18 protein-coding genes are annotated in these 21,106 nt (G+C 69.8%); 8 read left to right on the forward strand and 10 right to left on the reverse strand.

Features of this window, described 5'->3' with window-relative positions:
* Nucleotides 1–19 precede the first annotated feature (19 nt).
* Nucleotides 20–1,627, forward strand: coding sequence for a mercury(II) reductase (gene merA / locus HNQ05_RS06355; RefSeq protein ID WP_147147080.1), 1,608 nt, complete (start codon nucleotides 20–22; stop codon nucleotides 1,625–1,627).
* Between the two features lie 13 nt (nucleotides 1,628–1,640).
* Complete coding sequence (locus HNQ05_RS06360) at nucleotides 1,641–2,369, forward strand: cytochrome c biogenesis CcdA family protein (protein ID WP_147147082.1); 729 nt, start codon at nucleotides 1,641–1,643, stop codon at nucleotides 2,367–2,369.
* Here HNQ05_RS06360 and HNQ05_RS06365 read toward each other — a convergent pair.
* Entirely contained in the window at nucleotides 2,366–2,575 is a 210-nt protein-coding gene (locus tag HNQ05_RS06365) for a hypothetical protein (RefSeq protein ID WP_147147084.1), read from the reverse strand. The genes HNQ05_RS06360 and HNQ05_RS06365 overlap by 4 nt on opposite strands.
* A gap of 52 nt (nucleotides 2,576–2,627) precedes the next feature.
* Between HNQ05_RS06365 and HNQ05_RS06370 the strand changes: the two genes are divergently transcribed.
* Nucleotides 2,628–5,285, forward strand: coding sequence for a PD40 domain-containing protein (locus HNQ05_RS06370; RefSeq protein ID WP_147147087.1), 2,658 nt, complete (start codon nucleotides 2,628–2,630; stop codon nucleotides 5,283–5,285).
* 75 nt (nucleotides 5,286–5,360) lie between these two features.
* Here HNQ05_RS06370 and HNQ05_RS06375 read toward each other — a convergent pair whose 3' ends face one another.
* The 4 genes from HNQ05_RS06375 to HNQ05_RS06390 form a co-directional block, all read right to left on the reverse strand.
* Entirely contained in the window at nucleotides 5,361–6,410 is a 1,050-nt protein-coding gene (locus HNQ05_RS06375) for an ABC transporter ATP-binding protein (RefSeq protein ID WP_147147089.1), read from the reverse strand.
* Nucleotides 6,407–7,948, reverse strand: a complete 1,542-nt coding sequence (locus tag HNQ05_RS06380) for an ABC transporter permease (protein ID WP_183677667.1) — start codon at nucleotides 7,946–7,948, stop codon at nucleotides 6,407–6,409. Before HNQ05_RS06380 ends, HNQ05_RS06375 begins: the two co-directional genes overlap by 4 nt.
* Nucleotides 7,949–8,045: 97 nt before the next feature.
* Nucleotides 8,046–9,104 (reverse strand): iron ABC transporter substrate-binding protein, encoded by a 1,059-nt coding sequence (locus tag HNQ05_RS06385; RefSeq protein ID WP_147148592.1) that lies wholly within the window; start codon nucleotides 9,102–9,104, stop codon nucleotides 8,046–8,048.
* A 193-nt stretch (nucleotides 9,105–9,297) separates the two neighbouring features.
* Nucleotides 9,298–10,653, reverse strand: a complete 1,356-nt coding sequence (locus HNQ05_RS06390; RefSeq protein ID WP_147148594.1) for an FAD-binding oxidoreductase — start codon at nucleotides 10,651–10,653, stop codon at nucleotides 9,298–9,300.
* Between the two features lie 32 nt (nucleotides 10,654–10,685).
* On the opposite strand from HNQ05_RS06390, the gene HNQ05_RS06395 reads away from it, so the two are divergent.
* Genes HNQ05_RS06395 through HNQ05_RS06410 form a run of 4 tightly spaced genes read left to right on the forward strand, consistent with a single transcriptional unit; the run spans nucleotide 10,686 to nucleotide 14,308 of the window.
* Complete coding sequence (locus tag HNQ05_RS06395) at nucleotides 10,686–11,408, forward strand: DUF72 domain-containing protein (RefSeq protein ID WP_147148596.1); 723 nt, start codon at nucleotides 10,686–10,688, stop codon at nucleotides 11,406–11,408.
* Nucleotides 11,405–11,833: an NUDIX hydrolase gene (locus HNQ05_RS06400; RefSeq protein ID WP_183677669.1), complete on the forward strand. Its 429-nt coding sequence runs from the start codon at nucleotides 11,405–11,407 to the stop codon at nucleotides 11,831–11,833. Before HNQ05_RS06395 ends, HNQ05_RS06400 begins: the two co-directional genes overlap by 4 nt.
* Nucleotides 11,818–13,110, forward strand: a complete 1,293-nt coding sequence (locus HNQ05_RS06405) for an APC family permease (RefSeq protein ID WP_147148600.1) — start codon at nucleotides 11,818–11,820, stop codon at nucleotides 13,108–13,110. Before HNQ05_RS06400 ends, HNQ05_RS06405 begins: the two co-directional genes overlap by 16 nt.
* Entirely contained in the window at nucleotides 13,103–14,308 is a 1,206-nt protein-coding gene (locus tag HNQ05_RS06410) for an NRAMP family divalent metal transporter (protein WP_147148602.1), read from the forward strand. The genes HNQ05_RS06405 and HNQ05_RS06410 overlap by 8 nt, the downstream gene beginning before the upstream one ends.
* 5 nt (nucleotides 14,309–14,313) lie before the next feature.
* Here HNQ05_RS06410 and ligD read toward each other — a convergent pair whose 3' ends face one another.
* On the reverse strand, nucleotides 14,314–15,225 hold the full coding sequence (gene ligD, locus HNQ05_RS06415; protein ID WP_147148604.1) for a non-homologous end-joining DNA ligase: 912 nt from the start codon (nucleotides 15,223–15,225) through the stop codon (nucleotides 14,314–14,316).
* A 75-nt stretch (nucleotides 15,226–15,300) separates the two neighbouring features.
* On the opposite strand from ligD, the gene HNQ05_RS06420 reads away from it, so the two are divergent.
* Nucleotides 15,301–17,061 carry a sensor domain-containing diguanylate cyclase gene (locus HNQ05_RS06420; RefSeq protein WP_183677671.1) on the forward strand — a complete coding sequence of 587 codons (1,761 nt, stop codon included), beginning with the start codon at nucleotides 15,301–15,303 and terminating at the stop codon, nucleotides 17,059–17,061.
* 12 nt (nucleotides 17,062–17,073) lie between these two features.
* Here HNQ05_RS06420 and HNQ05_RS06425 read toward each other — a convergent pair whose 3' ends face one another.
* The 4 genes from HNQ05_RS06425 to HNQ05_RS06440 form a co-directional block, all read right to left on the reverse strand.
* A complete protein-coding gene (locus tag HNQ05_RS06425; protein WP_147148607.1) occupies nucleotides 17,074–17,838 on the reverse strand; it encodes an SDR family NAD(P)-dependent oxidoreductase in 765 nt (254 codons plus the stop codon).
* Between the two features lie 71 nt (nucleotides 17,839–17,909).
* Nucleotides 17,910–19,259, reverse strand: a complete 1,350-nt coding sequence (locus HNQ05_RS06430) for a hypothetical protein (RefSeq protein WP_147148610.1) — start codon at nucleotides 19,257–19,259, stop codon at nucleotides 17,910–17,912.
* A gap of 228 nt (nucleotides 19,260–19,487) precedes the next feature.
* The gene (locus tag HNQ05_RS06435; protein ID WP_147148612.1) at nucleotides 19,488–20,450 is read right to left on the reverse strand and encodes an aldo/keto reductase family protein; all 963 of its coding nucleotides are present in this window, start codon (nucleotides 20,448–20,450) and stop codon (nucleotides 19,488–19,490) included.
* Between the two features lie 43 nt (nucleotides 20,451–20,493).
* On the reverse strand, nucleotides 20,494–21,054 hold the full coding sequence (locus HNQ05_RS06440) for a methyltransferase family protein (RefSeq protein ID WP_183677673.1): 561 nt from the start codon (nucleotides 21,052–21,054) through the stop codon (nucleotides 20,494–20,496).
* Between the last annotated feature and the right edge of the window lie 52 nt (nucleotides 21,055–21,106).

The raw sequence follows: 21,106 nt of genomic DNA on the forward strand, positions 1-21,106 counted from the left end.
CTGCGGGCAGGAGGCGAGGATGGTCCAGCTGAAACTGAGCGGTTTGACCTGCGAGGGCTGCGCCCAGACGGTGGACCGGGCGCTCTCTGGGGTGCCGGGCGTGGAGCGGGTTGCGGTCTACTACCCCGAAGGCGTGGCCGAGGTGGAAGGCGAAGCTTCCCTCGAAGCGCTCGTGCGGGCGGTGCGAGAGGCCGGCTACGGGGCCGAGCCCCTCGACCCGGAGCGGCCCGGGGCCGTCCCCAAGCCGATGGTGGGCGAGAAAGGGAGCTACGATCTGGTGGTGATCGGCAGCGGCTCCGCCGGCGTGGCCGCGGCGCTCGAAGCCGCCGGCCGCGGGGCGCGGGTGCTGGTGGTGGAGGGCGGAACCCTCGGGGGAACCTGCGTCAACGTCGGCTGCGTTCCCTCGAAGACGTTGCTCAGGGCGGGCGAGGCCGCGCAGCGGGCCCGCCATGCGGGTTTTCCCGGCGTCGAAGCCCGGGGGGCGAAGGTGGACTTCGCGGAGGTGGCCCGCGCCCGCGACGGGCTGGTGGGCGAGCTGCGCGAGCGTAAGTACCGCGAGGTGCTCGAGGCCGCGGGGGTGGCCATCAAACAGGGGCGCGCCCGCTTCACCGCGCCCGACCGCCTGGAGGTGGACGGGGAGCCGCTCGCCGCCCGCGCCTACCTGGTGGCCACCGGGGCGGAGCCGGTTCTTCCCCCCATTCCCGGGCTGGAGAGGGGCCGGGTCTGGACCTATCTGGACGCCACCACCACCCGCGAACGGCCCGAGAGCCTCGTCGTCATCGGGGCCGGTCCGGTCGGGCTCGAGCTGGCCCAGGCCTTCCGGCGGCTGGGGAGCCGGGTCGTCGTCCTCGAAGCCCAGGACCGCATCCTGCCGGCCGAGGACGAGGAACTCGCCGCCCTGCTGCGGGGCTACCTGGAAGAGGAAGGCCTGCAAATCGTCACCGGTGCCCGGGTGGAGCGAATCGAAGGGCGCGAGGTTCGCACGATCGGAGGGGTGTACGAGGGCGAGCGGGTGCTCGTGGCCACCGGTCGTCGCGCGCGCACCCGGGGGCTGGGCCTCGAAGACGCCGGCGTCGAGCTGGACACCGCCGGCTTCGTTCGCGTGAACGATGCCCTTCGCACCTCCAACCCGCGCGTCCTGGCCGCGGGCGACGTGGCGGGGCTGCCCCAGTTCGTCTACATCGCGGCCCAGTCGGGGCGGGTGGCGGCGCAAAACGCCCTTGGAGCGAGCGCCACCCTCGACCTCACCGCCGTTCCCCGCGTCACCTTCACCGATCCGGCGCTTGCCGCCGTGGGCCTCGGCGAGGCCGAGGCGCGGGCGCGCCACGGCGAGGACGTGCGCGCCGCGACCCTCGACCTGGCCGACCTGCCGCGGGCACTGGCCGCCTTCGACACCCGCGGGCGCTTCAAGATCGTCGTCGACGCGGGGGGTCGGGTGCTGGGGTTGCACGTCGTGGCACCGGAGGCGGGCGACGTGATCGCCGAGGGGGCACTGGTCGTGCGCCTGGGCCTCGGCTACCGCGAGCTGATCGAGACCTTCCACCCCTACCTGACCCTGGCCGAGGGGGTGCGCCTCGTGGCCCAGGCGCTGGACCAGGACGTGCACCGGCTCTCGTGCTGCGCCTAGGAGGGGGGACGGTATGGAGCTTGTGAGCTACGCTTTTACTGCGGGAGCGCTGGCGACGCTGAACCCCTGCGGCTTCGCGTTGCTGCCGGCGGCGCTGGGACGGTTCCTGGCGAACCGGCGCCGGGGAGGAGGTGCGGGGCTGGCCGTGGGGCTGCTCATGGGCCTGGGGGTCTTCGCCACCTTCGCTGCGGTGGGCGCCCTGATCGCCCTGATTGGCACTGCGGTGGGCGCCTACCTGCCCTACGTCAACCTGTTGCTGGCGCTCGTCCTGATCGCCCTGGGGCTTCGCAGCCTGCTGGGGCGCCCGCCCTCGCTGGCGGTCCTGGGTCCTGAGGGCCGCGAAGGGAGCCTGGCGGAGTTCCTGCTCTTCGGTGTGGCCTACGGCCTCGCCAGCCTGGGGTGCACCCTGCCGGTCTTTCTGGCGGTGGCGGGGCTGGCCCTGTCGCGCGGTCCTGGGGGGCTCGCCGTGCTCCTGGCCTACGGCTTGGGCATGGCCGGCGTTCTGGCGGCGGTGGGCTGGGTCGTGGGGATGGGCAAGGTGGGGGCCCTGCGCTGGCTCCGCATGGCGGGGCGCGGTTTTACCCGGCTGGGGGGTGCGCTGCTGCTCCTCGCCGGGTCCTACCTGCTGGGTTTCCAGCTCGATTTCCTACTCGGGTTGCGGCAGCTGACGTGGGGCCTGCCGCTGGCCGCGGGGCTCGTGACCTGGCTCGTGTGGGGCTGGCGCGCTGCGCGTCCGGCCTAGAAGCCGGGGGGCAGGCGGCGGTTGCGGTACCTGAAGCGCAACCAGGCGTAGTAGACCCAGCCCGCCAGCGCCAGGATGGCGATGTAGACGAAGGCGGTGACCAGCACCCAAACGGTGAGCACGAGGCCGAGAAGCGCGGCCACCAGGAAGACCGCCCAGGCCAGGGGTCCGCGCAGGTTGAAGCGTCGGGCGAAACGTCCGTTCACGTTCCCATTATCCCCGCCGCGGTGTGGAGGTCGTGAAAGGTAAACTGAATGCATGAAAAGGCTGGTGTTGCTGGGCTGGATGCTGGCCGTCGCGCTGGGAGCCGGGTGGGGGCAGGTGACGAGCGAACGGGTGCGGGTGCTCTACCCCGGGCCCGGGCTGGCCGCCTACGCCGAGCAGCTGGCGCGCGAAGCGGAGGCCGCGCTCGACGTGCTGGAGCCGCTCTTCGGGGCGCGCGAGGGGCCGGTGGTGCTGCGCATCAACGAGGCCGCCGACTTCTTCAACGCCTACGCCACCACCCTGCCGCGGCGTACGGTAGAGCTCCTCGCCCCGGTACCCGCCGGCGCGATCGTCGACCTGCGCAGCCCCAGCGTGACCTACCTGCTGCTGGTGCACGAGCTGACCCACACCCGCCAGCTCAGCTTCCACGAACGGCCGGACGGCCAGCCGCCGCTGCGGCTGGGGCTGGTGACCGAGCGCTCGGCGCCGATGCCGCCGGCGTGGTTCGTGGAGGGGCTGGCCACCTTCATGGAGTCGCGCTTCACCCCGGGCGGGCGGCTCGACTGGGCCTTCACCCAGGGGCTGATCAACGCGCTGCTCGAGGAGGGCCGTTTTCCCGATCTGGCCGAGATGAGCCTTTACACCTATGACGACTGGCCCCGGGGGCTGACCCGCTACCTGCTCGGGGTGCGTTTCGTGCACGACCTGATCGAGCGGCGCGGCTGGGACGCGGTGCTGAACGCTCTGCGGGTGTACAACACCGGCCTGGTGGCGCCGCCTTCGTTCGCCGAGGCCTGGGAGCGGGCGAACGGCCGCCCGCTCGAGGCCGAGTGGCGCGACTGGGTGGAGCGTGAACGCCGCCGCGCCGCGGCCTACGCCGAGGCGGCGCAGCCGCGCGGCGACCGCGTCGCGCGCGGCCGCGACCCGGTCCTGAGCCCGGACGGCCGCCGGCTCGCTTTCGTGCGGCGAAGCGGCGTGTGGGTGGCCGCACGCGACGGCTCCGGGGCGCGGCGGCTGGCCCGGGTCCAGCCGCAACGGCTCTGGTGGACCGACGCGGACACCCTGATCTACAGCCGCTACTTCCGTGAGGGCGACGGGGTGGCCAGCGACGTCTTCGCTCTCGACGCGACGACCGGGCGGGAGACCCGCCTCACCCGGGGGCGGCACGCCCGGCTGGCCGCCCCCGCCCCCGACGGCTGCGTCTATTTTGTGCGCGACCGCGCCGGCGAAGCCGCGGTGTTGCAGCGCTGGTGCGGCGGGCGGCCGGAGGAGGTGTGGCGGGCGCCGGAGGGCGAGCACCCGGTCGGCCTGGCGCTGAGCCCCGGCGGAAGGGTGGCCCTGGCCGTGGCCCACGGCGGGCGGGTGGACCTGGCCCTGCTCGAGAGCGGCCGGCTGCGTTACCTGGCGGCGGGTCGGCTCGACATCGAACCGCCCGCGCGCCCGCCCGACCCCTGCGCGGGAGCGGGCGCGGAGCTGGGGACGGGCTACCGGCGGGACCGCTACCAGCACCTCCAACCCACCTGGGACGGCGAGGGGGCGTTGCTCTTCCTCGGCGACGAGGGCGGGGTTTTCGACCTCTATCGGCTCGAGCTGGGCGATGGGCGGGTGACCCGGCTCAGCGCCGCCCTGGGCGGAGTCGTAGGGGCCGCGGCGCAGCAGGGCGCCTACCTGGCGGCCGAGCTGGACGGCCGGGGCTACGGCATCTACCCGCTGGCGCCGCTGGACGAGCCCGTGGGCCCCGCGGCTCCGGACGCGGGTCCGGGGGGCGGCGGGCCGTGTTCCGCCACGATGCCCGCGGACTGGCGGCCGCCCGAACGCCCCCTGGAGCGCGCCCCTTACCGGCCCTGGTCCAGCCTGAAGCCCTACGGCTGGCTGCCCACCGGCCTCGCCCCCGCCCCGAACCCGCCCTACCTGGGCCTGGAGCTGAGCCTCTACGGTCTCGACGACACGGGGGTCTACGGCTACCGGGCGGCGCTCGGCTACGACCCGGCGCTCGCGGGAAGCCCCTACGGCGCCTACGCCTACCTGGAGGCCGGCGCAGGGGCGGGCGTGGATCTGGCCGGGCGTACCGCGCCCCTGGGGTTCACGATCCGCGGCGGGGCCTGGCCTTCCCGCGGTGAGGTGGTCTTCGGGGTGATGCCGGGGCTGGCGAGCCGCGGTTACTGGGACCGCTGGAACTGGTGGGCGCGCCTCGAGGCGGGGCCCGTCTGGAGTGCGGCTTCGGGATGGCGGCTGAGCTACGGTGGGTCCCTGCGGGCGGGCCGCGAAGGCCGCGACCCCTGGGGCTACCTCACCGGCGGCGGCTACGGCGGTGTCTACGGGGGGCCGGGTTCCGCCTGGGGCCTCGCGGGCGCGGCCTGGAAGTGGGGCGGGGGGAACCTGGCGCTCGAGGCGCGGCTGGCGGGCGGCGCGGGCACGCCGCTGCCGCTGGGCCCGGGCGTGGTGGGCGACGCGGTGGCGCTTGAGGCGCGGCTGCGCTACTGGACCCGGCCGCGCTGGCGCACAGGGGACGGCTGGCTGGCGCTCGAGCGCCTTACCTTCGCCCCGGCCGCCCACGGGCGCTACGACCCGGCCGCGGGCGCGCTGGGCTACGGCGCCGACCTTGGTGTCTACGCGGACGCGGTGCTGTTCTACGCCTTGCCGCTGCCGCTGGGCCTGCGCGGCGGCTGGGACGGCGGCTGGTGGTGGCGGCTGGAGCTGGGGCCCTGGTAGAGGGCACGGCGCGCAGGAGCCGGCCCGCGGCGGAGGCGCCCCGGGGCACCGGGACGTTGCCAGCCCGCAGGCGGCTCAGACGGAAGCGGTAGCGGACGGGCTCGAGTCCAGCACCACCGCAGCCTCCCGGGGGCGGACGACCACCTCGTCGCCAACCCCCCAGGGGGCCCGGTAATCGGTTTGCACCCTGAAGCGGCCCTGCGGGGTCGCCACCTCGAAGGTCAGGTCGTGGCCTTTGAAGCCGCGCTTGACGATGCTTCCCTCGAGTCCTGCGTGTCCGGGGGGCAGGAGCTCGAGGTGTTCGGGGCGGAGCGAGAGGAGCACGCGGCCCTGCGCTTCTTTGCTGATGGGTAGCGTTCCCAGGGGCGTGTCGGCGACCCTTCCCCGGGCCTGGCCCGGGATCAGGTTGGTGTGTCCCAGAAAGCTGGCCACAAAAGGCGTGGTGGGGGAGTGGTACACCTCCTCGGGAGGCCCCAGCTGTTCGATCGCGCCGTCACGGACGACGGCGACGCGGTCGGCAAAGGAGAGCGCCTCTTCCTGGTCGTGGGTGACCAGGACGGCCCCGATGCCGGCTTGCTTGAGGATCGCGCGCACGTCGTCGCGCGTGCTCTCGCGCAGCCCGGCGTCGAGGCTGGAGAAGGGTTCGTCGAGGAGGATGAGCCTGGGCTCGGGGGCCAGCGCCCGCGCCAGGGCCACCCGTTGCTGCTGGCCGCCGGATAGCTCGTGCGGGCGACGGCGGCGGAACAGCTTCAACCCGACCAGATCGAGCACCTCTTCGGCGCGCCGGCGGCGCTCGGCGGCGCCGAGCCGCGTCAGACCGAAGGTGACGTTCCCGAGTACGTCGAGGTGGGGGAAGAGTGCGTAGTCCTGAAAGACGAATCCGATCCCGCGCGCCTCGGGCGGAACGTGCCGGCCGGAGCCGCTCAACTGCTTTTCCTGCAGCCAGACCTCCCCCCGGTCCACCCGCTCGAAGCCCGCGATGAGACGGAGCATGGTGGTCTTGCCGCTACCCGAAGGTCCGAGGACGGCCAGGATCTCGCCCGGCTCGAGCTCGAACCGCAGGTGGCGCACCACCGGCTGACCGTCGAAACGTTTGCTCACGTCGACGACGCGCAGAAGTTTCATCGTCGCCCTCCTTCGCTACCCAGGAGCAGGCCCGCGAAGACCGCCCCGCCGGCGAGAAGCGTAAGCGCATAGGGCGCGGCTTCCGCAAACATGGCTTCCTGGGTGTAGCTCCATACGTTGATCGCCAGGGTGTCGTATCCGATCGGCGCCAGGAGCAGCGTGAGGGGCAGTTCCTTCAGGGTCGAGAGAAAGACCAGAATGCCGCCGCTAGCGAGCCCCGGACGCAGCAACGGCAGGAGGATTCGGACGAAGACGGCGGGGGTCCGCGAGCCGAGGGCGCGGGCCGCCTCCTCCACGGCGGCCGGGACCTGGCTGAGCGCCGCGCGCAGCGGGCTCAACGCCTCCGCCAGGAAGTGGAAGGTGTAGGCATAGACCAGGACGAAGAGGGTCTGGTAGAGCCAGGGCACGGCCTTGAGCGTGAAGAAAACGAGGGCCAGGGCCAGGACCAGCGGCGGTACGGCGTAGCCCAGGTAGGCGGCGCGTTCCAGCGTGCGGGCCGCACCGCGGGCGTAGCGAACCCCCAGGTAGGCCAGGGGAAGGGCCAGGGCGAGGGCGAAGACGGCCGCGGGCGCGCTGGCGAGCACGGACCGGGCCAGCGCCTCGAGAAGGTCCGCCCGCTCGATGCGCGCAAAACCCGCGCGCGCCCAGTAGAGCAGCGCCGAGAGCGGGAGCCCCACGCTGAGCGTGTAAAGCCCGACCAGGTAGGCCTGGGCGAGGGGGCGCAGCCGACCAAGGCGAAGCTTAGGCGGCGGTCGTTTCTGCGTCCGCGCCGCGGCGTCGCGCGCGACCCGGGCTTCGAAGAAGAGCAGCGTAGCCGTGAGGGTAAGCAGCCAAAGCGCCAGCCATGCGGCGCCGACGCGGTCGTAGGCGGTGCTGTACTGCAGGTAGATGGCGTAGCTGAACGTAGGGTAGCGCATCAGGCTCACCACGCCGAAGTCCGCGAAGACGTGCAGGGCGACGAGCAGACCGCCCGCGGTAAAGGCCGGCACCAGCTGGGGCAGCACCACGCGCCGGAAGACGCTGAGCGGCGGGTGGCCGAGGGCGCGGGCGGCCTCTTCGAGCGCGGGGTCGAGACGCAGGAAGGCGCTGCGTAGGTTCATATAGAAGTACGGGTAGGTGTAGAGCGAAAGCGCGATCAACGCCCCCAGATAACCGTTGAGGTGGGGCAGGGGCACGCCCAGAACCCGGGCGCCGAGGCCGTAAGGCCCTCCGAGCGAAAGCAGTGCGTAGGCGGTGACGTAGCCCGGCACCGCCAGGGGCAGCACGCCGATGAGGGAGGCCAGCCGCCCCGCCGGCAGGTCGGTGCGGGTGGTGAGCCAGGCGAGGGGGAGGGCCAGCAGCAAGGCGACGACCAGCACGCCGACGGTGAGCTGCAGGGTGCTGGCGAGCAGCGCAAAGTTCCGGGGCCGGAAGACGACCCCGGCGAGCGTCTGCGGGTCGGCTTCCAGGGCCCGGAGCACCAGGTAGGCGAGGGGAACGCCCACGGCGGCCAGGGTGACGAAACCCGGCAGCAGCAGGTAGAAGGGCGCGCGCTTCATCGTTGGGGGCCTGCGGCGTTCGCGTCGGGTGTCTTCATGGCGGGCTCGGTGCAGGGTGGCGGCCGCCCGGGGAACGCCCTCGGGCGGCCGCGGGTGGCTAGAGCAGGTCGAGCTCTCTTAGCAGGTTGAGGGTGCCGTTCAGGTCCTCGAGCCGGCCGAAGTCGGGCTCCGGGCTCAGCTCCAGTGCCTCGCGGACGGGCAGCATGAAGTCCGGGGTGCGCACCCCGGAGACGACCGGATACTCGTAGACCGACTCCGCGGTGTATTCCTGCGCGTCGCTCGAAAGCAGGTAGCGGAGGAAGGCGAGGGCCAGGTCGCGGTTCTTGCTGCGCTGGAGGACGCCTGCGCCGGTGACGAGGGCCAGGTTGCCCACGTCGCCCGGAGCGAAGTGGTACATGTCGAGCGGTAGGTCGCGGACTGCGGGCGACGCCTCGTTTTCCTCTTCTTCCTCTTCCTCCTCCGGTCCTTCGTATTCGCCTTCGGCCCCGCCGCGCTGGAGCCTGTAGACGTAGTAGTGGTTGGTGAGGGCGACGTCGATTTCCCCGGACGCCAGGGCCAGGAGCATGGGGGTGTTGGAGGCGTAGGCCTTGGGCTGCAGGGCTTTCATGCCCTCCAACCAGGCGCGGGCGGCCGGGTCGCCTTCCAGCTTCCGCAGCGCGGTGACGAAGTCCTGGAAGCTCGAGTACGCCGGCGTCCAGCCGATACGCCCCTTGAGGCTTTCCACGCCCGGAAGGTCGAGCACCGAGCGCGGCAGCGTTCCGGGATCCACCCGCTCGGGGTTGTACGCGAGCACCCGGAAACGAACGGTGACGGGGACCCACCGGCCGTCTTGGGGTACGAAGCGGGCGGGCAGCTGCAGCAGATCGTCGGGCAGGCGCGCCAGCAGGTCCCGGCGCGCGGCTTCGCTGAGGGCGCCGGAGGTGTTGGCCCAGAAAAGATCGGCGGGGCTGCGTGCCCCCTCTTCTTGCAGGACGGCCAGCAGCTGGGCGTCTTTTCCGTAACGTACCTTGACCCTGACCCCGGTCTTGGCTTCGAACCGCTTGACCAGCGGCTCGACCAGGGCCTTCGAACGCCCCGAATAGATCACCAGCGGCTGGGCCATAGCGGGCAGGCTGAACGCCAGGAGCAACCACAAGAGTCCGTAAAGTCTTCGCATGAACATTCCTCCTCTCGGAGCCCCGGGGCGGCACTTCCACGAGCGAGTCTAGCGAAGACCTTGCGTAAAGTCAAGTAATCCGGTCGGAATACAGTAGATAATAACGAAAACTGTTCCTGTTGCCAGCAACGCACGCCGCCCGGGGGCGACCGGGTCCTTCGCGGCCCCAAGGCGGGGCGACCGCCGCGGGGCGCTACTCCGGCAGCACCTTGCCGGGGTTGAGTACGTTTTCGGGGTCGAAGGCGGCCTTGACGCGGCGCATCCAACCGAGCGCCGGGCCGTGCTCGCGGGCCATGTACTTTCGCTTGCGCAGCCCCACGCCGTGCTCGCCGGTGGCCGTGCCCCCCAGCTCGAGCGCCCGCTCCACCAGCCGGGCGCTGAAGGCCTCGGCGCGGGCGTACTCGTCGCCGGGACGGGCGGCCACGATGGTGTGGAAGTTGCCGTCGCCCACGTGGCCCAGGATGTTGCCCTCGAGCCCCAGCTCGTCCATCAGCTCCTGGGCGTAGCGCACCATCCCCGGCATCTCCGAAAGCGGCACCGCGGTGTCGGTGATCATGTAGTGCCGTCCGGGGAAGGTGTGCACCAGGGCCCAGTAGGCCTGATGGCGCGCCTCCCACTGGGCGGTGCGCTCCTCGGGCGTACGGGCGGCGTCGAAGCCGGTGGCCCCGGCCTCGCGCAGGAGTTCCTCGGCGAAGGCGCTCTCGGCCTGGACGGCCTCGGGGGTGGAGGAGTGGAACTCCACCAGCAGCAGCGGCCGCTCGGGGTAGTTGCGGCCCAGGTGGCGGTTCACCGCGGCGACGGCGCGTTCGTCCACCAGCTCCAGCCGCGCCACCGGCAGCCCCGCGCCCATGAGCGCGAAGGCCCCCTCGGCCGCGGCGCCCACGTTCTCGAAGTAGACGCGCACGGTGTGCACCTCGGCGGGCAGGGGCGAAAGCCGGAGCCACAGCTTGGTGATGACGCCCAGCGTGCCCTCGCTGCCGATGAGCAGGTCCTTGAGGTCGTAGCCGCTCGAGCTCTTCTGCACCGGCCGGCCGAAGCGCACCACCTCGCCGCTGGCCATCACCGCCTCCAGCGCCAGCACGTTCCGCCGCATGCCGCCGTAGCGCACCGTGGTGGTGCCCGAGGCGTTGGTGGCGGCCATGCCGCCCAGGCTGGCGTCGGCCCCCGGGTCGACCGGGAAGAAGAGCCCCTCGCGGCGCAGCCGCTCGTTCAGCTGCTTGCGCGTCACCCCGGCCTCGACCACGGCCAGGAAGTCGCCCGGGCGCACCTCGAGGATCCGGTTCATGCGGCCGAGGTCGAGGCTGATCGTCGGCTTTACCGGAACGAGCGCCCCCTCGATGCTCGTGCCCGCGCCGAAGGGGATGACCGCGTAGCCGAGTTCGCGCGCCAGCTGCAGGGTCCGGCTCACGTCCTCGGGGCTTTCAGCGAAGACGACCGCCTCGGGCAGGGCGGTTTCGGGGTAGCCCTCGTCGCGGCCGTGGGCTTCGAGGTCGGAGGGGCGGGCGCTGACCTTGTCCGCCGTCAGGGTTTCGATGAGGCGGTTCACCATTTGTCCCCCAGCATACGCCCTAGACTAGAGGTATGGGAAAACGGGTCTGGGTGGGCTGTTCCGGTTATTTCTACTGGGGCTGGCGCGGCCGCTTCTACCCCGAGGACGCCCCGCCCAGCCGCTGGTTCGAGTTCTACGCCCGGCGCTTCGACACCGTGGAGATGAACAGCACCTTCTACCGCTTCCCCACCGAGGCCACGGTGAAGCGCTGGCTGAAGAAGGCGCCCGAGAACTTCCGCTTCACGGTCAAGGCCCCGCGGCGCATCACCCACATCGAGCGCATGAAAGAGCCCGCCAGCGTGGCCAAGCTGTACGCGGTGCTGCGTACGCTGGAGGGCCATCTGGGGGCGGTGCTCTTCCAGCTCCCGCCCAGCCTTCACTACAGCCCGGAGAACCTGGAGCGGGTGCTGGCGCCGCTCGACCCGGCGTTCGCCAACGCGCTCGAGTTCCGCCACCCCAGCTGGTGGCGGGAAGAGGTCTACCGCGCCCTGGACGACGCGGGCGCCATCTTCGCCAGCGTGAGCGCCCCCGATCTGCCCGACGACTACGTCGAAACCGCGGGCCGGGCCTACCTACGCTTCCACGGCCGCACCGCCTGGTACCGCTACCGTTACCGCGAAGAGGAGCTGGCCGTTTGGGCGCGGCGGGTGCAGGCGGGTTCGGCGGAGGTCGTCTACGCCTACTTCAACAACGATCCCGAGGCCGCTGCGCCGGACAACGCCCTGACCTTCCGGGGGATGCTGGAGGACGCGTGAGCCGGGTACGCTTCGAACACTCCGCCGGCGGCGTCTTGCTCGACGAGGCCTGCCGGGTGCTGCTCATCCGCACCACCAACCTGAAGGGCGAGCCCGTCTGGACGCTGCCCAAGGGGCTGATCGAGCCCGGCGAGCGACCCGAGGACGCGGCGCTGCGCGAGGTGCGCGAGGAGACGGGCTACGCCGCCGAGATCGTGCGGCCGCTCGAGCCCAGCACCTACTGGTTCGTACGCGAGGGGCAGAAGGTCAAGAAGCGCGTCGACTGGTTCCTCATGCGCCCCCTGCGCAAGGCGGGCGAACACGACCGCGAGGTCAGCGCCACCGCCTGGTTTCCGCTGGCCGAGGCCGTTAGGAAACTAAACTACAAGAGTGACCGCGCTCTGCTCGAAGCGCTAAAGGGGGCTGCGCCGTGCACCGAAACGTAACCGAAAAACTGGGTCTTCGCGAATTGATCGCCATGGGCGTCGGCGGCATGATCGGCGGCGGCATCTTCTCGGTGCTGGGTATCGCGGTCAGCCTTTCCGGGCACGCCGCGCCGCTGTCCTTCGTGATCGACATGCTCATCGCTTTGGCCGCAGGTTATCACTATGTTCGTTTGGCGCTCACCTTTCGCGACGACGGCGCCAGCTATACCTATCTGTTGCGCGGCTGGCCCGAACAGCCGTGGATAGCCGGTATCGAGGGATGGACGGTCATCATGGGCTACATCGGCACGCTCGCGCTCTACGCGTTTACCTTCGGCGCTTACGGCGCCGACTTGCTGGGCAGCGCCGGAAACGAAACCGTCCGCATCTGGCTTTCGCTCAGCGTGCTGCTCTTCTTTATGTTCGTCAACCTCGAGGGCGTGAAGAGCGCCGGCGTAACCGAAGACCTGATCGTTTATACGAAGATCGCCATCCTCGGTCTCTTTGCAATCATCGGGTTGGCGCGCGTGCAGCCCGGACGTTTCCTGCCGCTCTTCGACCAGGGTACGGGAGGTTTGTTCTTGGGGGCGGCGGTCATCTTCGTGGCCTACGAAGGTTTTCAGCTGATCACCAATGCGGTGGCCGAGACCGAGAATCCCGATCGCGACGTGCCCCGGGGTATCTACGGCTCGATCCTCATCACCGGATTGATCTACCTCCTGCTCGCGGTGGTGGCCGTGGGTACGATGAGCATGGATCAGATCGTCCAGGCCAAGGAGTACGCGCTCGCCGAGGTGGCGCGGCCGCTTTTGGGGAACGCCGGCCGGGTACTGATTGGCCTGGCCGCGTTGATGGCGACCAGTTCGGCCATCAACTCGACCCTTTTCGGCGCCAGCCGCATGATGGCCGAAATGGGGAGCAGGGGAATGATGCCGCGTGAGTTCGACCTGAGGGACCGCAGAGGCGTTCCCTGGCTTGCGGTCGTGGTCATGACCGTACTCGCCGGGGTATTCACCCTGCTGGGGTCGCTCAGCGTGATCGCCGAGTTCTCGAGCATGACCTTTCTGCTCGTATCCATTGGAGTTTCGCTTGCGAACATTAAGTTGCGGGCGCGCACCGGCGCTAACCTTTGGGTTGCGCTATTGGGGCTGGCCCTGATGCTGGCTACCGTACTGGCCATCGCAGCCTATCTGGCGGTCCACAACCCCAAAGAGCTGACGATCATCTTAGGTCTGTACGTGGTAATCGGGGTTTTGGCCGCGCTCTATAACCGCATTTACGGTAGGCCATATGCCTAAACCCAGCCAGCAGCTCGAGCGCGAGCTTCCGGCCCTGATCACCGGTGGAGCGGGCGATGACCCGGCCGGGGTGATTACCTACACGGTCGTAGGCGCGACCACCGGTTTCACCCAGCTATGGTTGCTGTTGCTCACCACCCCCATGCTGGCGGCAGCCACCACCATGGCCGCCAAAGTGGCCCTCGCCAGCGGAAAAGGTTTGACCAGCGTGCTCGCGGGTCGCTACGGCCGCATACCGTCGGGTGCCGTGGTCTTTTTCCTGCTGTTGGCCAACATGGCCACCATCGCCGCCGACACCGCCGGGGTAGCCGTAGCGCTGTCCATGTTCAGCGGCGTGCGATGGGAGGTATGGGTACTGCCCGTCCTCGCTCTACTCTCTTTGCTGTTGTTGGAAGGATACCAACGGGTCAAACAGGTGCTGGCGTTCCTCACGGCCGCGTTGCTCGCCTACTTCGTGGCCGCGTGGGTGGCCAGGCCAGACGCGGTTCAGGTAGCCCTTGGTTTTCTTCCTCAACTGGAAGCAAGCAACGCTTGGATGATTGCCGCACTCGGGTTATTGGGCACCACGATTTCTCCCTACATGATGTTTTGGCAAGCCGGTGAGGAGCTGGAGGAAATTCAGGCGGGTATCGTTGCCAGTGAGGATCAGAGTCTCGCGGACACCTGGCCGGGCATGCTTTACTCGAACCTGATCGCTGCGGCCATCGTTGTCGCCTCTGCTGCGGTGCTCCATGCTACGGGTGCTCAGGTGCAGACCGTTGAAGATGCCGCCCGGGCGCTTTCACCTTTGGGGCGGCTGGGCTACGGGTTTTTCATAGCGGGGTTCATCGCCTCGGGTTTGTTGGCCCTGCCCACCCTTTCGGGAGCCACCGCCTACGCGGTGGCCGAGTGGATGGGCTGGCCCGAGGGCATGGGCGCGGGACCGGCCCGCGCCAGAGGGTTCTACGTGGTTTTCGTCGGCGGTTTGGTATTGGCCGGTCTGATCGCGCTCCTTCCTCACTTCAACCCGGCGCAGGCACTCTACTACAGCCAGGTCTTCGACGGCGTGCTGCTACCGTTGATGCTCATGGTGCTGCTCTTTTTGTCAAACGACGTCCGCCTCACCGGGCGGCGCAACCCTTTGTGGGTCAACGTGGCCGCGGTCTTGGGGGTGGTCTTCGCCGTACTGGCTGACGCAGCCGCATTGTTCTTCAAATAGCCGGGTCATTTGAGCGGTGGCAGCGCTTGGCTGTACTCGCGCACGGGTGCGAACAGGTCACCCTGTTCGCTCAGACGTCCGGGGACGTTCCCCAGATGGAAGTCCGCAGGGCCGAAGCCGCCCTGCTCGACCTCATTCCAGGTGAGCGGCGTGCTCACCGGGGCCCCGGGCCGGGCGCGCACGCTGTAAGGGGCGGCGGTGTTGCGCCCGTAGCCGTTCTGGGCGTAGTCCACGAAAACGCCTTCGCCAAGGTGGGTGGCCCCGTGGGGCAGCCGCAGCAGACCACGCGAGCGTTCCGCCAGCCGCAGGGCGAAGGCTTTGGCCCAGGCGCGCACCTGGGCGTGGGTGTAGCGTCCTGTTTCCAGGGGGACGAGGACGTGTATCCCCCGACCTCCGCTGGTCTTGGGCCAGCCGGTAAGCCCGATACGGGCCAACTCCGCCCGAACGTGAAGGGCCGCCTCCAGCACCGTCCCGAAGTCGGTGGCGTCACCAGGGTCCAGATCGAGTACGAGCCAGGTGGGGTGGGCGAGGTCGGGTTCGGTGCTGGCCCATACGTGGAACTCCACAGCTGCCTGGTTGGCCAGCCAGATCAAATGGGCCTCGTTCTCGACCAGAATCAGGGGCACCTGCCCGCTCTTGGTTTTAGGGTTGTAAAGCACCTTCGGAAACCAGCCGGGTGCGTAGCCGGGCAACTTGCGGCGGTAGTAGCAACCGGCGCTGACGCCGTCGGGGCATAGTTTGAGGGTTAGCGGACGTCCGCGCAGGTAGGGCACGAGGTAGGGAGCGACCGTACGGTAATAGCGAAGCAGATCGCCCTTGGTGTAGCCAGCTTTGGGCCAGAAGGTTTTGCCGAGGTTCTTGACCTCGACCTCCACTCCCGCAAGGTGCCAGATGTTTGGCCCGGCTACGGCGACCACCCCTTTGTCAGTCTATCCCCGCTGGGGCAGCCCCGGCCTTGATAGAATAAATGGGCTTTGGACATACCGTCGGACGTGTCCTTGCGGAACTACCGTTTGCTCGTACAGGCGCTCGAGCACCTGCCCAGCTTCGAGCGTCGCGACCGGCTGCTGCGCGAACTTCCCCAACTCATCGCCAGCGCCGGCGAAGGGGGTGACGTGGCGGTGTGGATCCCGACCGCCACGGGGTTCCGGTTGCTGCATGCCAGCCGCCCCATGACCTTGCGGCGCATTCCCGGCACCGGAGTGGTTGGCCGCGCGTTCGCCTCGGGAAAACCGCTCTATGTTCCCGACACCCGGTCGGACCCCTACTTCATCCCCGAGCCGTCGTTTGCGATCCTCAGTGAGCTGGCGCTCCCGCTGCTGGAGCTGGAGCACCCCGTCGCCGTGCTCAACATCGATCGGGACCGCCCTTTTCACCCCTCCGAGCGGGAAGGGCTCGAACGCTTCGCCCGGGCCGTCAGCTTCATGCTCTCGCGGCTGGCCTTCGCAGAGAAAGACACGCTGCTGGCGGCGCTTTCGCGGATCTGGTACCGGCACCGCCGGCCGGGGGAGGCTGCGGACCAAAGCCTCTCGCTGTTGCGGGGCCGGCTCCGGCTCGAGGGAGCGGTGCTGTGGCGGCGCGCCGGGCGGGAGCTGCGGCCCCTGGCGCAGACCGGCTCCGAACCCCTTCCGGTGCTTGTGCGGCGCGCCCGCACGGCGCGTGGTGCGCGGCCGTGGTTTCGCGCGGTCGAGCGCCACCGGTTCGCGCTTTTGCCGCTCGAGCACGTGCGCGCGCGGCTTGGCCTGTGGGCCCGGGGCGACCTCTGGGCGCCGGGCGAGGAAGCGGCCCTCAAGGCCGTGGCCGAATACCTGGACTCGGCGCTCGAAGCCGCGTTCGAACGCGAGCGGGAGGCGCGCATTCAAGACCTGCTGCTTGCCGCGCCGCAGCGCCCCATCGACGTGCTTTATCAGCAGGTGCTGGCCGAGGCGGTGGTCTCGGTGCCGGGTGCGCGCTCGGGCCGGCTTTGGCTACGGGAAGGTGACCGTTTTCACGTCGTCGCCGGGGACCCGGCGGACCTCTACTCGGTCCGCGGCGGGGTGGCGGCCGCCGATGCGGTCTGGGGTCAGCCGAAGCTGTTCGATCGGGGGGCGTCCTTGATCCTGCCGGTACCCTATGCGGGCCGTTTGCTGGCGCTCCTCGAACTGAGCGGCGAGTTCGACGCCCACGCGCTCGAAGCGGCTCGCCACTTCGTCCTCCCCGTCGCTACCCTGCTCCATGAGGCGGACACCCGCAGGCGGCTGGAAGAAGCCGCGCTCAGGGATCCGCTGACGGGGCTCTGGAACCGCCGCTCCTTCGACCTGCGCCTGGAACAGGCGTTCGCGACCTCGAGGCGCTACGGCGAGCCGTTCGCCCTGGCACTTTTCGACTTGGTTGGTTTCAAGCAGATCAACGACCGGCTAGGCCACGCACACGGCGACGAGGCCTTGCGCAGGGTGGCCTTCGCGCTGCGGGAGCAGCTGCGCGAGGGCGACCAGGCGTTCCGCTGGGGAGGCGACGAATTCGCCCTCATCCTCTTACGGGCGGACACCGCGGCCGCACGCCAGGCGGCGTTGCGCCACGCCGAAGCCGTCCAGGAACTGCGCGTTGGGGACCGGCCCCTGGCGGTGAGCGTGGGGGTGGCCAGTTACCCCGAGGACGCCGGTTCCACCGAGGCCCTGCTGCGCACCGCGGACCTCCGCATGTACCAGGCCAAGAAACAGGGCAAGACGATCCTGCCGCGGGGCTTCCTGCCCCCGCCGACCTTCCCCACGTAGGGGGCAAAAGGGCTACACCGGACGACCGGCCATCATGAAGCTGGCCGTCATGCCGCCGTCGACGGGCAGGATCGCCCCGGTGACGAACGAGGCCTTTTCCGAGGCCAGGAAGAGTACGGCTTCGGCCACTTCCTCGGGGCGGCCCAGACGCCGCAGGGCGTGCAGGTCTTCCCAGTCGCGGCGGGTGGCCGCGGGGTCGGACGAGCGGGCGATGGCCGCGAGCACCCCTTCGGTGGCGATGGCGCCGGGAGCCACGGCGTTGACGCGGACGCCCCGGGGCGCCAGATCGAGCGCCAGCGAGCGGGTGAGGTTTACCAGTCCCCCCTTGGAGGCGTTGTAGGCGGCGTTCTCCTGCTCGGCGAAGAGGCCCTGCACGCTGGCCACGTTGACGATGGCGCCGCCCGCTCCCTTCGGGAGGGCGCGGGCGAAGAGGGCCGAAAGGTGCATGGGGGCGGTGAGGTTGACCTCGAGCACCCTCCGCCAGGTGTCGAGGCGCACGGTGAGCGCCGAGCCCGGCGCGGAGATGGCGGCGTTGTTGACGAGCACGTCCACCCCACCGAGCGCCCGCCGTGCTTCGGCGAAGGCGCGCTCGCGCGCGGCCTCGTCGGCCAGGTCGGCGGGCACGAAGACCGCGCCCAGCGCACGGGCCGCCGCTTCTCCGCCCGGATCCACGTCCACGAGTGCCAGCTGCGCCCCCTCGCGCGCGAAGGCCTCGGCTACCGCGCGGCCGATGCCGCGGGCGGCTCCGGTGACGAGCACCCCGGTGTCCTGGAACATGCTCTTAGTTTAGTCGCGCTGCCAGGCTGTGCGCCTATCGCCACCTCTACCACCCACCCCCACCGCATCCCCTACCTCCGGTCGAAGCGCAGCACCAGCGGCCGGTAGCGGGTCGTCGGGGTGGGCTGGCCGTAGGCGTCGGTGTCCCAGATCGACGGCAGCACCGCCAGCAGCCCGCCGTCGACGACGAAGAGCTCTTCGAAGCTCTGCGGCTGGTACTTGATGTCCCACTCGGTGACGCCCGTGGGGCTGCCGCTGGTGATCTCGGGAAGATTCACGATCCAGCGCGTCGCTCCCGTCGCCGGGTCCAGCGCCATCAGGTACTGCCAGGCCGCGGCGTAGAGCTCGTCCTGGGCGGCGTCGTAGGCGATGGGGACGTAGGCGAAGCCACTGGAGTGGACCATGCGCTCTTCTTCGTCGCTGATCCAGCGCAGCCAGCTGAGCTGCCCCCCGTCGAGGCGGGCCACGAAGTGGCGCTTCTCGCTGCCGGGGTTGGGGACCGGGACCCCCAGGTAGTCGGCGTCTTCGTCGAGGTAGCCGCTCACGAAGAGGACGTCGCCATCTGCGGGCACGAGGTACATGGTGGGCGAGAAGGCCGTCGTCGTCACCACGCTCCAAACGGCGTTCCCGGCGGCGTCGTAGCGCACCAGCCGCTCGCCCCAACCGGCGGTGAAGCGGTCCAGGGCCCCCTGCACCTCGACCCGCCCGCCGTCGGGGGTGGCGTGAGCAAGGCGCGTAGCGAAGTCTTCGGGGTCCGGTCGCCGCGTCGCGGTCAGGGTGCCGTCGGCCGCCAGCCGAGCATAGAAGTTGTAATTGGTCACCAGCCGGTAGTCGGGGCGGTAGTACCCATCAAAGAGCCCGTCTCCCTTGACGGCGCCCGTAATGACTTCCGTGTAATAGGGATCGGTCCCGTCGAACGCCTTCAGGAGCGCGAACGCCTGCCGGTTCAGGTTCACGTCGTAGCGCGCGAGCCCCGACCAGGCCGGCCAAACTCCGGTGGTGTCACACCCCTCGGCCTGAGCCGCACCGTTGCGCAACGCCGCCGCCACGAAAGCCTCACCGGTTGGGGAAACCGCCAGCTGGGGGTTTTGTGGCGCCGGGCAGCTCTCGCCCTGTGCCGCCAGCTCCGTCACCAGCGAGGGGTCGGGGAAGGGCTGCGGCCCCAGCACCGTGCCGTCCCCGTCGACCCGCCACAGCGAGAAGTAATTCTTGCTGGCGTCGCCGTCCAGTGGCGTTTCTTCCACCGCGGCGAACAAATAGTCGCCATTCGTGTCGTACTGGTCGAGCGCCATCTTGTACGGCGTGATCAGCACCTGCGTCCAGGTCAGCTTGACCGGCGCCGGGTTGTCCTCTTGCTGCTGGCAGGCCCCGAGCAACAGTGCGCCCAGGGCGAGGAGGGAGAGAAGGGGAAGTCGTTTCATGTCTTTAGTCTAAAAGGTCTTCAGGATCGCGCCAGTGCGTGTTTGTCGCCTCGATGGACAAAGTCCATCGAGGCGACGCGCCGCATTTTGCGAAATTTCAATGAAATGAAGAACCTGCACTTAGAGCCGAGGAAAGTTCCATTCAGATGGTGTTCAATCCGGCTCGGCGAAAAAGTGCCCCCACCGCTGGCTTATTCCATGGATGGAGGCATGCGTTGCTTCGTGCACTCAGGCGTAGCAGTCCGGACCCGGCGGGAAGATGGCGTCGATCTTCTCGATGATCTCTGGAGTCAGCTGCAGCTCGGCCGCGCCCAGGCTTTCCTGAAGCTGCTCGGGCGTGCGGGCGCCGGTGATGGCGCTCGAGACCTGACCCTGCCGCAGCACCCAGGCCAGCGCCAGCTGGGTGCGGGTCACGCCCAGCTCGTCGGCCACGGCCTTCAGCTTCTTCACGCGCTCGCGGTTTTCTTCGGTGAGCAGCCGCTCGCGGAACTGCTCGTACTGCGCCAGGCGCGAACCCTCGGGCAGCCCCTCGTCGTACTTGCCGGTGAGCACCCCCTGGCCCAGCGGGCTCCAGACCACCAGCCCCATGCCGAAGCGCTCGGCCTCGGGAATAATCTCCTTCTCCACCCGGTCGCGGTAGACGAGCGAGTACTGCGGCTGCTCCACCACCGGCGCGGCCAAGCCGTTGGCGCGGGCAAAGGTCACCGCCTCGGCGATCCGCGCCGCCGGCCACTCGCTGGTGCCCCAGTAGAGGATCTTGCCCGCCTTCACCAGGTCGGAAAACGCGGTCACGATCTCCTCCATGGGCGTCTCGGGGTCGTAGCGGTGGGCGAAGTAGAGGTCCAGGTAGTCGGTCTGCAGCCGCTCGAGGCTGCGGTCGATGGACTCGTGCACGTGCTTGCGCCCCAGGCCGCGGCCGTTGGCGTCCTCCGAGGTGGGCCAGAAGACCTTGGAGCTCATCACCAGGGTGTGGCGCGGGTAATCCTTCAATACCTGCCCCATCAGCTCTTCGGCCGCGCCCATCGCGTAGACGTCGGCGTTGTCGAAGAAGTTTACGCCGGCGTCGTAGGCCAGCTTGGTGATCTCCTTGATGGTTTCCAGGTCCTTCACCTGGTTGCCGTAGGTGACCCAGGCCCCCAGCGAGATCTCCGATACCTTGATGCCGTACTGCCCTAGTTTGCGGTAGTTCATGCGCACCTCCCCCCAACCAGTATAGCCGTGACTGACCGGGCGGTCACTTCTCGGCGAGCCGGAAGGTGCTCGTGCAGTCGGGACGTTCCGGCGGGTCTTGCAGCAGCTTCGCCAAGCAGGCGGGTGCCAGGTTGAACGCCGGCACCCGCCGCGCGTAGGCGGCGTAGTCGGCGCCGAACTTCAGCCGCGCCTCGCGCTCCTCGACGAGCAGGACCAGCAGCACGATCGCCAGCACCTCGAGCGGCCAGACGAGGAGCACGAAGGCCGGTGAGCCCAGGACCAGCGCGAAGGCGAGGGGGAAGAGCATCAGCCCCAGGTGCATGGGGTGGCGCATGCAGGCGTAGGGGCCCACCGTCACCAGCCGGTTGGTTTCCATTCGCGGCAGCTCGCCGACCCGCCCGCAGCGCGCCAGCCAGCGCCCGGTGACGCGGCTGACCGTCAGCACGATGCGGAACACCCCGATGCCCGCGAGCGCGCTGACGAGGTGCCAGAAGGGGTTGTGCCACCAGGCGGGCCAGAGGCGCAGGTCGAGCCAGACCCCGAGCGCGCCGCCGCCGGCCAGGAACAAGACCCAGACGAGCCACCGCACCGCGTTGGACACCACACCCACAGTCTACGCCCCCCGCGAACGCGGGGGGCGCGCAGCGTGCGGGGCC

It is taken from the genome of Oceanithermus desulfurans (assembly GCF_014201675.1).
GTDB lineage: Bacteria > Deinococcota > Deinococci > Deinococcales > Marinithermaceae > Oceanithermus > Oceanithermus desulfurans.

What these genes read in the sequence shown, in the direction of transcription:
- merA (WP_147147080.1), top strand. Translation starts at nt 20, where the DNA reads ATGGTCCAGCTGAAACTGAGCGGTTTGACCTGCGAGGGCTGCGCCCAG.
- HNQ05_RS06360 (WP_147147082.1), top strand. Translation starts at nt 1,641, where the DNA reads ATGGAGCTTGTGAGCTACGCTTTTACTGCGGGAGCGCTGGCGACGCTG.
- HNQ05_RS06370 (WP_147147087.1), top strand. Translation starts at nt 2,628, where the DNA reads ATGAAAAGGCTGGTGTTGCTGGGCTGGATGCTGGCCGTCGCGCTGGGA.
- HNQ05_RS06375 (WP_147147089.1), bottom strand. Translation starts at nt 6,410, where the DNA reads ATGAAACTTCTGCGCGTCGTCGACGTGAGCAAACGTTTCGACGGTCAG.
- HNQ05_RS06380 (WP_183677667.1), bottom strand. Translation starts at nt 7,948, where the DNA reads ATGAAGCGCGCGCCCTTCTACCTGCTGCTGCCGGGTTTCGTCACCCTG.
- HNQ05_RS06385 (WP_147148592.1), bottom strand. Translation starts at nt 9,104, where the DNA reads ATGCGAAGACTTTACGGACTCTTGTGGTTGCTCCTGGCGTTCAGCCTG.
- HNQ05_RS06390 (WP_147148594.1), bottom strand. Translation starts at nt 10,653, where the DNA reads ATGGTGAACCGCCTCATCGAAACCCTGACGGCGGACAAGGTCAGCGCC.
- HNQ05_RS06395 (WP_147148596.1), top strand. Translation starts at nt 10,686, where the DNA reads ATGGGAAAACGGGTCTGGGTGGGCTGTTCCGGTTATTTCTACTGGGGC.
- HNQ05_RS06410 (WP_147148602.1), top strand. Translation starts at nt 13,103, where the DNA reads ATGCCTAAACCCAGCCAGCAGCTCGAGCGCGAGCTTCCGGCCCTGATC.
- HNQ05_RS06425 (WP_147148607.1), bottom strand. Translation starts at nt 17,838, where the DNA reads ATGTTCCAGGACACCGGGGTGCTCGTCACCGGAGCCGCCCGCGGCATC.
- HNQ05_RS06430 (WP_147148610.1), bottom strand. Translation starts at nt 19,259, where the DNA reads ATGAAACGACTTCCCCTTCTCTCCCTCCTCGCCCTGGGCGCACTGTTG.
- HNQ05_RS06435 (WP_147148612.1), bottom strand. Translation starts at nt 20,450, where the DNA reads ATGAACTACCGCAAACTAGGGCAGTACGGCATCAAGGTATCGGAGATC.